Raw genomic sequence first — 12,824 nt, forward strand, 5'->3', positions numbered from 1 at the left:
CCGCAGTGATGAACCCGAGCGGCGGTCGGAAAATCCGTTGCGCGGTCGCGAGAAACCGGTAAATTGTCGAGTTCGCCCAAAATTCGTCCCGATTCCGCAGGGAGAGCTCCGCCCATGCCCGAAAGCGAACCGGATCAACCCGACGACCTGGCCCTGGAACAAGATCATCTCGAGCGTTCCCGGGCCGCCCTCCAGGACCGACACGAGCACGCCGGCGGGCTCAAGGCGGTCGGCGCCGCCGCCGTCAGCGAAGGCCCCAACGTCTCCACCGAGTATCTGAAGCAGGTGCTCTACCGCCGCACCAAGTCGCTCATCGACGACCCGACCGTGCCCCTCTTCTTCGGCCGGATCGACTACGACCGGGCCGACCTGCCGGGCCGGATCCACATCGGCCGCCGCCACGTCGGCGGCGAGGCCGGCGGCGAGCCGCTGGTGATCGATTGGCGCGCGCCGGTCGCCCTCCCCTTCTATCGGGCCACCAAGGACGATCCGATGAGCGTCCGGCTGCGGCGCCGGTTCGGCTTCTCGCACGGCCGGCTGACCGCGTACGAGGACGAGGATCTCGTGGCCGGGCAACAACTGGAGACCTCCGAGCTGCTCGAGGCGGAGATCGCGAAGCCGCGCACGGGCCCGATGCGCGACATCGTGGCCACCATCCAGCCGGAACAGGACGTGCTGGTCCGCTCCGAGATCGAGCGCTCGGTCTGCATCCAGGGCGCGCCGGGCACCGGCAAGACGGCGGTCGGCCTGCACCGGGCCGCCTGGCTGCTCTACACCCATCGCGATCCGCTCAGCCGGTCCGGGCTGATGGTGATCGGTCCGAACGACAGCTTCCTGTCCTACATCGGCGACGTGCTGCCGGCCCTGGGTGAGATCGCCGCCACCCAGGAGACCGTCGATTCCGTTGTGGCCAAGGCGAACGAGCTGGAGGCCACCGGGACAGAGCCAGCCGCCGTCGCCGTGATCAAGGGTGACGGCCGGATGGCGGAGGTGATCAGGAAGGCGATCTGGAGCCACCTCCGGCCGGCCACCGAGACCCTGCTGGTGCAGCGCGGTTCGCGGCAGTTCCGGGTGCCGGCCTATCTCGCCGACGAGATCGTGCAGTCGATCACCGATCGGGGCGTCCGCTATGCCGCCGGCCGTGAGATGGTGCCGCAGCGGCTGGCCCACCAGGTGCTGTTGCGGATGGAGGCGGCCGGCGACTCCCCGGACGACCGGGTGCAGAACGCGGTGGCCCGCAGCCGCGGCGTGAAGGTGTACGCGGAGGCGATCTGGCCCGCGGTCGATCCGGAGAAGTTGATCTTGCGCCTGCTCACCGACGCCGACTTCCTGGCCGAGCACGCCGATGGCCTGCTCACCGAGCCCGAGCAGGCGGCGATCCGGCCGGCCAAGCTCCCCCGCTCGGTGAAGTCGGCCCACTGGACCCCGGCCGACCTGGTCCTGATCGACGAGGCCGCCGACGTGCTGACCCGGACGCCGAGCCTCGGCCACCTGATCATCGACGAGGCCCAGGACCTGTCGGCGATGCAGCTGCGCGCGGTGGGCCGCCGGGCCAGCACCGGGTCGGTCACCGTGCTCGGCGATCTGGCCCAGGCCACGACCCCGTGGGCGACGACCTCCTGGGCCGAGACGCTGGGCCACCTGGGCAAGCCGGAGGCGGCGATCGAGGAGCTGGTCGCGGGGTTCCGGGTCCCCGCGGCGGTGATCGAATTCGCCGGCCGGCTGCTGCCCTGGATCGCGCCGACGCTCACCCCGCCGCACTCGATCCGGCGGGCCAAGGGCGACCTGCGGATCACCGCGACCACGGCGGTCGCGGCCGAACTCATCGCGGCGGTCGAGACCGCGCTGGCCGATCAGGGCAGCATCGGGCTGATCGGGTCCGATGCCGCGATCGTCACCGTACAAACGATTCTCGATGATCATGGCGTGCGCTACGGCGTCCTCGGCCAGCCGCCGGGCGCGGACGAGGACACGTTCAGCAACCGGCTGGATCTCGTGCCGGCCTCCATCGCCAAGGGCCTGGAGTTCGACCACGTGGTGCTGCTCGAGCCGGCCGCGATCGTCGCCGCCGAGCCGGACCCGGCCACCGGCCTGCGCCGGCTCTACGTCTGCCTCACCCGGGCCGTCACCTCGCTGCAGATCGTGCACACCGAGCCGATGCCCGCGGAACTCAGCGCCTGAGCTCTGAGCCCTCTGTCACGGGCTCGGCGGAGGCGGTCCGCGGGGGCCGGAGCGCTCCGGTCGCCCAGGCGATCGGGATCGCGACCAGGGCAATCCCGAGTCCGGTGAGCACCGGACCGGTCGCGCCGTACTGGTGGATCGCCGCGCCACCGGCCAGCGAGCCGACGGCGATCCCGATGTTGATCGCCGACGCCGGGAGCGACTGGGCGAGCTGGCCACCGGGCCCGGCCAGCGTGACGACGCGATACTGCAGCGACGGCGCCATGGACCAGGCGAACGCTCCCCAGATCAGCAGCGCCAGCACGGTCAGGGCCGCGATCGTCCCGAGCAGGTAGAGCGCGAGCAGCGCCACCGCGGCGCCTGCCGCGGCGACGGGCAGGGTCCGGGTCGCGCTCCGGTCGGCGAGCCGTCCGCCGAGGATCGATCCGAGAGCCGTGGCCACGCCGTACGCCAGCAGGAAGGCACTGACCGGCGCCCCGGAGATGCCGGTCACGGCGCCCAGGAACGGGACGATGTAGGTCAGAGCGGCGAAGTGGGACGCGAAAGCCAGGGCGCAGAGCAGCAGCACGGCCAGCACCCGCGGCGCGAACGCGTGCCGCGCCTGGTTGGTCGCGCCGCCGCCGGCGCTGGCGGTCGCGGGCACGAGGGCGAGGGTGCCGATCAGCGCCAGGACCGCGGCGACGACCACCGCCACGAAGGCACCGCGCCAACCGACCGCCTGACCGAGCAGCGTCCCCAGCGGCACGCCGACCGCCGCCGACACGGCGACGCCGGACACGACGATCGAGATGGCCCGGCCGACCCGATCCGGTGAAACGGCGGCGACCGCGGTGGCGAACGCCGCCGCGATGAACAGTCCGTGCAGCGCACCGGTGACGGCCCGGACGGCCACGACCAGCCAGAACTGGTCGGTCAGCACGGCCACCACGGTGCAGGCCAGGAACAGCGCCAACGCGGCGGCCAACACGGTGCGCCGGTCGATCCGGATGGTCAGCGCGGTCAGCAGCGGACCGCCGATGGCGACGCCGACGGCGAAGGCGGTGACCAGGCCGCCGGCGGTGGCGATCGACACCCGCAGGTCGGTGGCCATCAGGTCGAGCACGCCGACCACGAGGAGCTCGGCACTGCCGAGGACGAACATGCTGAGAAACAGGGTGGCCAGGACCAGGTTGGTCCGGGCTGAGGTGCGAGCAGGGTACGGCGAGGTCATGGTGGTTCTTTCTGATCATGGGTGTTCTTGATCAACAGTCACTGCCACGTAGACCCCGGGATCACCGAGAAGGAATCGGTCGTCCAGCTGTAGCCTCCGGGCTCGACCCCGGCTAGGGTCCGAACAGAGCGACAGCTCGAGGACGAGGAGGTCCCGATGACTACGTTGACGCGCCGCATCCTGTTGTCCGGCACGCTGGCCGCCACCCTGGGTTCCATGATCATCCCGGGCGCTGAGGACGAGGCGGCCGCGGAGGAACGGCTCGGGCTGCGCTTCCACCGCTGGGCCGCCGACACCTGGCGATCACTGGCGGCGATGACCGACGAGCACACCGGGCTGACCGCCGACAACATCGACGGCGACCTGGATCCGGCCAGCCGCAGCGGCTACACCTCGCCGACCAACATCGGCGGCTACCTGTGGAGCACCGTGGTCGCGGACCGGCTCGGGCTGATCGGCGGCCGGGAGCGGGCGACCAGGATCGACCGGACGCTGCGCACACTGAGCCGGCTGGTGCACCACCGGCCGAGCGGCATGTTCTACAACTGGTACGACGAGCGGACCGGTGAGGTGCTGACCAGTTGGCCGGGCAGCGGCGACCGGGTCCATCCGTTCCTGTCCAGCGTCGACAACGGCTGGCTGGCGGCGGCCCTGATGGTGGTCGCCGGTGCCGAACGTGATCACCGGGCCGACGCCGAACGGCTGCTGCGGCGGATGAACTTCGCCGCCTACTACAACCCGACGCCGCGTCCCGACCTGGCGACCGGACTGCTCCGCGGCGGCTTCTGGGACGGCGAACCGCCGCCGGACCAGCCGTTCGTGGTGGGCGACTACCTGGGCACCGGCACCCCGGTCAACTACACGGCGAACCACTACGACACCACGGTGTCGGAGACCCGGATCGCCTCCTACATCGGCATCGCCCGGCGCCAGTTCCCGGCCAGCCACTACTTCGGCACCTGGCGGACGTTCCCGGCCGGCTGCGACTGGGACTGGCAGGAACAGGAGCCGGTCGGCCGCACCCGGCGCTATCTCGGCATCGATGTCTTCGAGGGCGCCTACCGATATCGCGGCTCCCGGGTGGTGCCCGGCTGGGGCGGGTCGATGTTCGAGGCGCTGATGCCGGACCTGTTCGTCCCGGAGGCCCGGTGGGCGCCGCGGTCGTGGGGCGTCAACCACCCGCTGACCGTACGGGCGCACCGGCTGCACGGGCTGACCGAGGCCGGCTACGGCTACTGGGGCTTCTCGCCGGCCAGCGAGCCGGGCGGCGGCTACCGGGAGTACGGGGTCGAGGCGGTCGGGCTGAACCCGGACGGCTACTACTCCGACGCGGAGAAGACCCCGGTCGACCTCGGTTACGGTGCCTGCCGGCTGCCCGGACCGGCCCCGGAGTTCGGCGACGGCGTGATCACCCCGCACGCCGCGTTCCTGGCCCTGCGCTACGAGCCGGCCGAGGCGTACCGGAATCTGATCAAGGTCGCCGACGAGCTCGGCTGCTACGGCGCCGGCGGATTCTACGACGCCGTCGCCGTCCGGTCCGGCACGCTGGCCCGGCGCTACCTGTCGCTGGACCAGGCGATGATCATGGGCTCGCTCGGCAACCGGCTCGCCGACGACGTGATCCGCCGCTCGTTCTGCGGCCGGGACGTCACGGCCATGATCAAACCGCTGATCGGGATGGAGACCTTCGGCGCCGGGCTCGACTGATCACCCGGTCCGGAAGTCCTCCTCGGTCAACCCGGCGGGATGCCCGTCCGGCCACTGCACCAGCTCGATCAGATAACCGTCGGGGTCGCGCAGCAGGGTGACCAGCGGGTCGCCCGGCTCGGCTGTCGGCCGTTCCGGGTCGGCGCTGATCCCCTGCCCAGCCAGCTGTTCGATGGTGCCGAGCAGGTCGTCGGTCTGGATCGCGAGATGGTTCAGGCCGCCGGTGTCGGTGACCGGCCGATCGGGGTCGTACACCAGCTCGATGCTGACGAACGGGTCGTCCGGCAGCTTGATCATGGTCAACGACCCGAACGGCGTCTCCGCAACGTTGCCGATGACGGTGTAGCCGAGCGCCTGATAGAACGCGCGGGATCGATCAAGATCGGTGACGCGCAGCCCGACCAGCAGGGTGCGCATGATCAGCCCTCCGCGGTCGTGGTAGCCGGACTGCAGGAGGTCTTTCGGCGCCGCGCCGGCGTACAGCCCATGATTGCCTGGCCCATGCTGCTCCTCTTCTCGTCGTTGTCGAGCAGGCTACGGGCCGTACGGCGGCGCCGGCAGCTGTCAGCTGACAGCTGACAGCTGACTGATGCTCAGGCGTTGCCGCCGCCGTCGACGGTCAGGGTGGTGCCGGTGATCTGGCGGCCGGTGGAGCCGGCGAGGAAGATCACCGCGGCGGCGATGTCGTCCACCGACCCGTACTCCCCCAGCGCCATGAACCCGCGCTGCAGGTCGGCGCTCTCTCCCCTGGCCGGGTTCATGTCGGTGTCCGTGGGTCCGGGCTGCACCGTGTTCACGGTGATGCCGCGCGGTCCGAGCTCACGGGCCAGGGCCCGGGTCAGCCCGTTGTTGGCCGCCTTGGTCATCGTGTAGAGGGCGATGTCGCCGAAGACCGCCCGTTCGACCAGATTGCTGCCGATGGTGATGATCCGACCGCCGCGACCGAGGTGCGGGACCGCGGCCCGCGCGGCCAGCAGCGGCGCCCGGACGTGGATCGCGATGGTGCGGTCGATCTCCGCCAGGTCGGTCTCCTCGACCGGGCCGTACGGGAAGACGCCGGCGTTGTTGATCACGATGTCCAGCCGGCCCAGCTCGGCGACGGTCCGGTCCACCGCATCGCCGATCGCCGCCGGGTCGGCACTGTCGGCGGCGATCACCAGGCCGCGCCGGCCGAGGCCGGCGAGATCGGCGGCCACGGCCTCGGCACCCTCCTTGTTCTGGTGGTACGTCAGCGCGACGTCGGCCCCGGCCGCGGCGAGCCCGCGGGCGATCGCCGCGCCCATGCCGCGGCTGCCGCCGGTGACCAGGGCGACCTTCCCGCTCAGGTCGGAGTTGATCGGTTCGGTTTCTGTAGTGTTCGACACATAAATACCCTGACAGACCGTCGCCGTCGGATCAACGATATTCTTAGTATTCGATACAGAAAGGATGGCGACCATGGCCCAGCGCGGACGACCCCGGGCGTTCGACCGCCAGGTCGCGCTGCGCCGGGCGATGGAGGTGTTCTGGGAGCACGGCTACGAGGGCACCGCGATGACCGACCTGACCGGCGCCATGGGGATCAACTCCCCCAGCCTCTACGCGGCATTCGGCGGCAAGGAGGAACTGTTCCGCGCGGCCGTCGGGTTGTACGGCGAGACCGAGGGCGGACTGACCGACCGGGCGCTGCGGGGGGAGCCGACCGCCTGCTCCGCGATCGAGGCCATGCTGCGGGACAACGCCGTCGCCTATTCCACCGGCGACGGTCCGCGCGGCTGCATGATCGTGCTGGCCGGCTCGACGTACACCACCCGGAGCGAGAGCGTCCGCGACTTCCTGATCGAGCAACGCGCCGAGACCGTCGGCCAAGTCACGGCCCGGCTCGTCCGCGGTGTCGTCGAGGGTGATCTGACCGGCGGCATCGACACCGCGATGATCGCCGACTTCTACACCACCGTCCTGTACGGCCTGTCCATCCGGGCCCGGGACCGAGCCAGCACGGCCGAGCTGAACAAGATCATCGACGGTGCCATGGCCGCCTGGCCCGCCCTCACCCAGCCCCGCTGAGGGCGCCCCCGTAGAGTGCGGGGAGTGATCACCGTCGCCGGTCTCAGCCCGTCGCTTGATCTGACTTATCTCGTGGACTCGTTGACCGCCGGGTCCATCCATCGGCCGACCGAGGTGGTTCGGTGTGCCGGTGGCAAGCCGTTGAATCTGGCGCGGGCGGCTGCGGCGCTCGGGGCCGAGGTGGAGATCATCGCGGTGCTCGGCGGCACGACCGGGGAAGACCTGGCGCAGCAACTGCGGGCCGCGGGCGTTGCCGTGACCACCGTGCCGACGCCGGCCGAGACCCGCACCTGCGTCTCGATCGCCGATGCCGAGACCGGGCGGTTGACCGAGCTCTATCCACGGGCCGAGCCGATTCCGGGGGACGTCTGGCGGCTGTTCCATGATCAACTCGAGGCGGCGCTGGTTCGCCGGCCGGGCTGGCTGGCGATCACCGGCAGCATCCCGCTCGGGCTGCCGCCGGAGGCACTGGCGGAGCTGGTCCGGACCGCCCGCGGGGCCGGAGTGCGGGTCGCGGTCGACACTCACGGCCCGGCCCTCGCCGCCGTGATCGAGGAGCGGCCGGAACTGGTCAAGATCAACCGGTACGAAGTCGCGGAGCTGCTGGGCACGACGCCGGAGGGCGAGCTGATCACCCGGGCCGAGACCGTACGGCAGCGGACCGGTGGCACGGTGTTGATCACCGACGGCGAGCACGGCTCGGTCGCGATCGACGATCACGGCCGGTGGCGGGTGCCGGCACCGGCCGAGCGGGGCCGTTTCCCGGTCGGCAGCGGGGACTCCTTCCTCGGCGGCCTGCTGAGCGTGCTGGACACCTCGGATGATCTGGTCGCGGCGATCCGGACCGCGACCGGCGCCGGCACCGCCAACGCCCTGATCCCCGGGCCGGCACGCTTCCGGGCCGACGACGTCAGCCGGATCGCCGAGCAACTCACCCTGGAGGAATGTTGATCAACCAGTCGCGCCGGCCCAACATCGTCCTGATCGTCTCCGATGATCATGGTTACGCCGATCGGGGCTACCGCGGCCGTGATCACCGGGTGACCACGCCGACGCTGGATGCTCTGGCGGCGACCGGGGTCGACTGCACCGACGCCTACGTCACGGCGCCGATCTGCAGCCCGTCCCGGGCCGGCATGATCAGCGGCCACTACCAGCAACGGTGGGGTGCCCGCTGGTTCAACGACTCGCGATTTCCCGATCACCTGCCGAGCCTGGCCGAGCGGCTCGGATCGCTCGGCTACCACAGCGGCTACTTCGGCAAGGTGCACTACGGCCCCGAGGACGTCGGCGACCGCGCCTGTCCGCCGCATCACGGCTTCGACGAGACCTTCTATGGCCTGGCCGGGAAACAGCAGGGCCGGTTGAACTACCTGCGCCACTCCGACGCGGCGGTCGAGGAGTACGGGCCGGAGGCCTCCTGGCGGATGGCGGTGCAGCCGATGCTCGAGGGCGACACCGAGGTCGAGCTGGACGGGTTCCTGACCCGGGCGATCGGCGACCGGGCCGGCGACTTCGTCGAGCGCAACGCCGAGCGACCGTTCTTCGCCATGATCGCGTTCAACGCGGTGCACAACTTCTGCTGGCAGCTGCCGCCGGAGGAGCTCGCGGCCCGTGGCCTGCCGGTGCACGAGGACTGGCACGACGCCGACGCGACCGGCTACGCGGAGTGGTACGACGGTGCGATCTCGCCGCACCTCGAGCACGGCCGGGAATACTATCTGGCCCAGCTGGAGCTGATGGACGCCGAGATCGGCCGGCTGCTGGGCCGGCTCGACCGGCTCGGCGTCGCCGACGACACGATCGTGATCTACCTGACCGACAACGGCGGTTCCCCCTGCAACTACGGCGACAACACGCCGTTGCGCGGCTCGAAGTACACGTTGTGGGAGGGCGGCATCCGGGTGCCGTTCCTGGCCCGCTGGACGAACGGCGGCTGGGCCGGCGGCCGCGCCGTCGATCAGCCGGTCAGCTCGCTGGACCTGATGCCGACGCTGGTCGCCGCGGCCGGCGCCGCCGACGAGTTGGTCGACGCCTCCGACGGTGTCGATCTTGGCCCGGTGCTGGCCGGCGGTCCCGGTGATCAGGACCGGGTGCTGCACTGGGACTGCGACTTCCAGTGGGCGGTCCGGGCCGGCAATTTGAAGCTGCGCTGGTGCGACGGCGCCTCGCCCCGGGCGGCCGGCATCCGTACCGTCGAACACGCCGAGCCCGGCAACGGGATCAGCCTGTACGATCTCCGCGCCGACCCCGGCGAGCGTGATGATCTTGCCGTCACCCGGCCCGAGGACGTCAAGCGACTGACCGACCTGCACCGCAACTGGCAGCTCGCGATCGGGAATTGAACCCGATCAGAGATCGGCCAGCAGCTCGCGGATCTGGTCCACGTCGGCGTGCATCTGCTTGATCAACGACTCCATGCCCTCGAACTTCACCTGGCCGCGGATCCGGGTGTGGAAGTCGATCGCGATCTCGACGCCGTAGAGCTCGAGATCGGTCCGGTCCAGCACGTACGCCTCGACCCGGCGCTCCAGGCCGTCGAAGGTGGGATTGGTGCCGACCGAGATGGCGGCCGGCCAGCGCGGCGACGGGATGTCGCGGCGGGTCACCCAGCCGGCGTAGACCCCGTCGGCCGGCACCGCCATCGTCGGATCCACCGCCAGGTTGGCGGTCGGGAAGCCCATCTCGCGGCCGCGATGATCACCTTCGACGACGATGCCGGTGAACTGGAACACCTGATCACTGAGCTCGCGGACCCGGTCCAGGTCTCCGTCCGCGATGGCCTTCCTGATCAAGGTCGCCGAGTTCGGCTCCGCCCCGTCGCCGACGAGCCGCTGGACCTGCACCTTGAAATCGCCGCCGGCCAGATCGGCCAGGGTCCGCACGTCACCGGAGTTGTTCAGGCCGAACCGGAAGTTGTCACCGACCACGATCCGGGCCGGATTCAACGGCCGCAGCGTCCCGTCGACGAACTCGGCCGGCGTCTGCCGCGACAGCTCGACGGTGTAGTCGACCACGACCACCTCGTCCACCCCGGCGGCGCGCAGCAGCTCGATCCGTCGGTCCAGGCTGGTCAGCAGGGCCGGCACCTGGTCGGGCCGATGGATCACCTTCGGGTGCGGCCAGAACGTGACGGCGATCAGCTTGGCACCCGGCTCGGCGTCCCGGGCCGCCTTGATCAGCGCGACGTGACCCTTGTGGACGCCGTCGAAGTTGCCGATGACGATGACACTGCCGTCACTCACCCGAACGATTCCTCTCCTGTGGCCCTTTCGATCGGCCGGCGTCGCTGCCGCCGCATCAGTTAACCATCCCGCTGCCGCGGTTCTTCCCGGGCTCGGTCGGCGTGATCGGGCCGCGCCGGTTCGGGGTGCAGCGGATGATCGGTCAGCAGGTGCCGCACCTCGTCGGGGCCGACCGTGGTCTCCGCCACCAGGTCGGTCTGCTTCAGCTTGGTCTCGAGCTCGTCCAGCGCCTTGCGCAGGTCATGGATCGTCTCGGTCAGCTGCTTGGTCTCGGCCCGCTCGTCGACCCGGTTCCGGTACGCCTCGTCGAGGCTGTTGATCACCACGCCGACGACCAGGTTGATCACGACGTAGGTGCCGACCAGGACGAACGAGATCGTGAACGGCACACCCCACGGCGACACCGCACGGAGATCGGCCAGCACCGAGTTCCAGCCCTCCAGGGTGAGCAGCGTGAACAGGGTCAGCACGCCCTCGCCCAGGTTGCCGAAATACTGCGGCGCGACCTCGCCGAAGATCAGATTTCCGAGGATCGCGTAGACGAAGCAGAGCAGGCCGGTCAGGGCCAACAGGCTGGCGGCCGGGCCGGCGGCACGGCGCAGCCCGTCCATCAGCACGTGCACGTCCGGCATCAGCCGCAGCAGCCGGACCACCCGGAGCAGCCGGATCAGCCGCAGCGCGGTGGTGTTGTTGGACAGCCCGGGCACGAAGGCCGCGGCGACGACGAGGGTGTCGAACACGTTCCACGGATCGCGGAAGAAGCGGATGGGATTGCAGCCGTGGGCGACGAAACGCAACACCAGCTCGATCACGAAGATGCCGAGGAAGCCGTAGTCGATCAGCTCGATCGCGTGATAGACGCCCGCCGGCAGGTCGCGGTAGGTGTGGATGCCGATGGTGACGGCGTTGGCCAGGATCACCGCGACGATCAGGTTCTGGAACCAGCCGGCGTTGACCAGTTGGTCGGCCGCGCGCTGCCAGCGCGGTGCGTCGGCCGGCGGTCGGTAGGGCGTTCGGGGCGTGGAGCTCACACGTACCTCAGTCGACGAAGACGGCATCCGCGACAGCGTGCTGCCCCGAGGACCGGTAGAGGGCCAGGAATCGTCCGTCCTCGGCGAACACCGCCGTCGGATCGGCCGGCAGCTCGAGGTCGTTCAGCCGCCGCCCGTGCCGCACCGCGTCCGCCTGCTCGGGGTCGAGGGTGATTGTCCGGAACTGCTCGGCGGCGACCCGGTCGAGATCGATCACCCGCAGGTCACCGGCCTCGGCCGACTCCAGGGTCTGGGCCCGGTCGATCGTGAACGAGCCGACCGCCGTCCGGCGCAGCGCGGTCAGGTGACCACCGCAGCCGAGATCGGCGCCGAGATCCCGGGCCAGGGCCCTGATGTAGGTGCCGGCCGTGCACTCCACTTCGACGTCGAGATCGATCAGGTCGAGGCCGCCGGCGTCCCGCAGCTCGCGCCGGCCCAGCAGGGTGAACTCCGAGACCCGCACCGGCCGGGCCGGCAGCTCGACCTGCTCGCCGTCGCGGACCCGGGTGTAGGACCGGACGCCGTTGATCTTGATCGCGGAGACCGCGCTGGGCACCTGCTCGATGTCGCCGGTGAGCTTGGCGATACCGGTCGCGATCCGCTCCGCCGGCAGGTCGGCGGCGGCGCCGATCCGGCCGATCACCTCGCCGTCGGCGTCGTCGGTCACGGTGCTCACGCCGAGCCGGATCGTCGCGGTGTAGCGCTTGATCGTCGCGGTCAGGTGGCCGAGCAGTCGGGTGGCGCGGTTGATGCCGATCACCAGCACGCCGGTCGCCATCGGATCGAGGGTGCCGGCGTGGCCGACCCGGCGGGTGCCGGCGAGCCGCCGGACCCGGCCGACCACCTGGTGTGAGGTGAGACCGCCGGGCTTGTCGATGATCACCAGCCCCGAGCCGGCCGAGCCCGCTCCGGCCGTCCCCGAACCGGCCGACTCAGCTCGTCGGCTCGTCGTCATCGTCGTGTTTGTACGGATCCGCCTCGCCCGCGTAGCTGGCCCCGACGGCCCGCTCGGCCACCTCGGCGTCACCGGCCTTGGCCTTGGCCAGCAGCTCGTCGATCTGCTTGGCCGTCTCCGGCACCGCGTCGAGGATGAATGCCAGCGTCGGCGTGAACCGCAGGCCGAGCTGCTTGCCGACCTGGGACCGGATCAGTCCGGTCGCCGAGCGCAGCGCGGCCTCCGTGCCGGCCCGGTCCTCGTCGCTGCCGAGCACCGTGTAGAACACGGTCGCTTCACGGCTGTCGCCGGTCAGCCGGACATCGGTCACCGTGACGAAGCCGAGCCGCGGATCCTTGACCCGACGCTCCAGCATTTCGGCGACGATCACCTTGATCTGATCGGCCAGCTTCAACACCCGCGGCGAACTCATCGCCGGCTCCTTCCGTTCTTGTCGTGCAGCGCACCCG

At 70.6% G+C, this 12,824-nt stretch carries 12 protein-coding genes; 5 read left to right on the top strand and 7 right to left on the bottom strand.

Annotated elements, in window-relative coordinates; translation table 11 throughout:
• Positions 1 to 114: 114 nt before the first annotated feature.
• Positions 115 to 2,181 carry a HelD family protein gene (locus tag FNH24_RS12110; RefSeq protein WP_152362442.1) on the top strand — a complete coding sequence of 689 codons (2,067 nt, stop codon included), beginning with the start codon at positions 115 to 117 and terminating at the stop codon, positions 2,179 to 2,181.
• Here the strand turns inward: FNH24_RS12110 and FNH24_RS12115 are convergent.
• The gene (locus FNH24_RS12115) at positions 2,171 to 3,391 is read right to left on the bottom strand and encodes an MFS transporter (RefSeq protein ID WP_152362443.1); all 1,221 of its coding nucleotides are present in this window, start codon (positions 3,389 to 3,391) and stop codon (positions 2,171 to 2,173) included. The two genes, FNH24_RS12110 and FNH24_RS12115, sit on opposite strands and share 11 nt — an antisense overlap.
• A gap of 156 nt (positions 3,392 to 3,547) precedes the next feature.
• Between FNH24_RS12115 and FNH24_RS12120 the strand changes: the two genes are divergently transcribed.
• Complete coding sequence (locus FNH24_RS12120; protein WP_152362444.1) at positions 3,548 to 5,098, top strand: glucoamylase family protein; 1,551 nt, start codon at positions 3,548 to 3,550, stop codon at positions 5,096 to 5,098.
• On the opposite strand, the gene FNH24_RS12125 is transcribed toward FNH24_RS12120, so the two are convergent.
• Both FNH24_RS12125 and FNH24_RS12130 read right to left on the bottom strand, forming a co-directional pair.
• Entirely contained in the window at positions 5,099 to 5,515 is a 417-nt protein-coding gene (locus FNH24_RS12125) for a VOC family protein (RefSeq protein ID WP_152362445.1), read from the bottom strand.
• Positions 5,516 to 5,691: 176 nt separating this feature from the next.
• On the bottom strand, positions 5,692 to 6,462 hold the full coding sequence (locus FNH24_RS12130; RefSeq protein ID WP_246186855.1) for an SDR family NAD(P)-dependent oxidoreductase: 771 nt from the start codon (positions 6,460 to 6,462) through the stop codon (positions 5,692 to 5,694).
• Positions 6,463 to 6,535: 73 nt separating this feature from the next.
• Between FNH24_RS12130 and FNH24_RS12135 the strand changes: the two genes are divergently transcribed.
• From FNH24_RS12135 to FNH24_RS12145, 3 genes are read left to right on the top strand one after another with little or no spacing between them, the layout of a single operon-like run.
• Entirely contained in the window at positions 6,536 to 7,144 is a 609-nt protein-coding gene (locus FNH24_RS12135; RefSeq protein WP_152362447.1) for a TetR/AcrR family transcriptional regulator, read from the top strand.
• 24 nt (positions 7,145 to 7,168) lie between these two features.
• Positions 7,169 to 8,095 carry a 1-phosphofructokinase family hexose kinase gene (locus FNH24_RS12140; RefSeq protein ID WP_161606107.1) on the top strand — a complete coding sequence of 309 codons (927 nt, stop codon included), beginning with the start codon at positions 7,169 to 7,171 and terminating at the stop codon, positions 8,093 to 8,095.
• The gene (locus FNH24_RS12145; protein ID WP_152362449.1) at positions 8,089 to 9,489 is read left to right on the top strand and encodes a sulfatase family protein; all 1,401 of its coding nucleotides are present in this window, start codon (positions 8,089 to 8,091) and stop codon (positions 9,487 to 9,489) included. Before FNH24_RS12140 ends, FNH24_RS12145 begins: the two co-directional genes overlap by 7 nt.
• A gap of 6 nt (positions 9,490 to 9,495) precedes the next feature.
• Here the strand turns inward: FNH24_RS12145 and FNH24_RS12150 are convergent, their stop codons facing one another.
• The 4 genes from FNH24_RS12150 to rbfA are packed head-to-tail and all read right to left on the bottom strand — an operon-like array spanning position 9,496 to position 12,787.
• A complete protein-coding gene (locus FNH24_RS12150) occupies positions 9,496 to 10,389 on the bottom strand; it encodes a bifunctional riboflavin kinase/FAD synthetase (protein ID WP_152362450.1) in 894 nt (297 codons plus the stop codon).
• A gap of 59 nt (positions 10,390 to 10,448) precedes the next feature.
• Positions 10,449 to 11,420 (bottom strand): ion transporter, encoded by a 972-nt coding sequence (locus tag FNH24_RS12155; RefSeq protein ID WP_161606108.1) that lies wholly within the window; start codon positions 11,418 to 11,420, stop codon positions 10,449 to 10,451.
• A 7-nt stretch (positions 11,421 to 11,427) separates the two neighbouring features.
• Positions 11,428 to 12,375: a tRNA pseudouridine(55) synthase TruB gene (truB, locus tag FNH24_RS12160; protein WP_152362452.1), complete on the bottom strand. Its 948-nt coding sequence runs from the start codon at positions 12,373 to 12,375 to the stop codon at positions 11,428 to 11,430.
• Entirely contained in the window at positions 12,353 to 12,787 is a 435-nt protein-coding gene (gene rbfA, locus FNH24_RS12165; RefSeq protein WP_152362453.1) for a 30S ribosome-binding factor RbfA, read from the bottom strand. The genes truB and rbfA overlap by 23 nt, the downstream gene beginning before the upstream one ends.
• Positions 12,788 to 12,824: the final 37 nt, after the last annotated feature.

It is taken from the genome of Microlunatus speluncae (genome assembly GCF_009299835.1).
GTDB lineage: Bacteria > Actinomycetota > Actinomycetes > Propionibacteriales > Propionibacteriaceae > Microlunatus > Microlunatus speluncae.

Coding starts and splice junctions, on each gene's coding strand:
- rbfA (WP_152362453.1), bottom strand. CDS start 12,787: ATGAGTTCGCCGCGGGTGTTGAAGCTGGCCGATCAGATCAAGGTGATC.
- FNH24_RS12145 (WP_152362449.1), top strand. CDS start 8,089: ATGTTGATCAACCAGTCGCGCCGGCCCAACATCGTCCTGATCGTCTCC.
- FNH24_RS12135 (WP_152362447.1), top strand. CDS start 6,536: ATGGCCCAGCGCGGACGACCCCGGGCGTTCGACCGCCAGGTCGCGCTG.
- FNH24_RS12115 (WP_152362443.1), bottom strand. CDS start 3,391: ATGACCTCGCCGTACCCTGCTCGCACCTCAGCCCGGACCAACCTGGTC.
- truB (WP_152362452.1), bottom strand. CDS start 12,375: ATGACGACGAGCCGACGAGCTGAGTCGGCCGGTTCGGGGACGGCCGGA.
- FNH24_RS12125 (WP_152362445.1), bottom strand. CDS start 5,515: ATGCGCACCCTGCTGGTCGGGCTGCGCGTCACCGATCTTGATCGATCC.
- FNH24_RS12120 (WP_152362444.1), top strand. CDS start 3,548: ATGACTACGTTGACGCGCCGCATCCTGTTGTCCGGCACGCTGGCCGCC.
- FNH24_RS12110 (WP_152362442.1), top strand. CDS start 115: ATGCCCGAAAGCGAACCGGATCAACCCGACGACCTGGCCCTGGAACAA.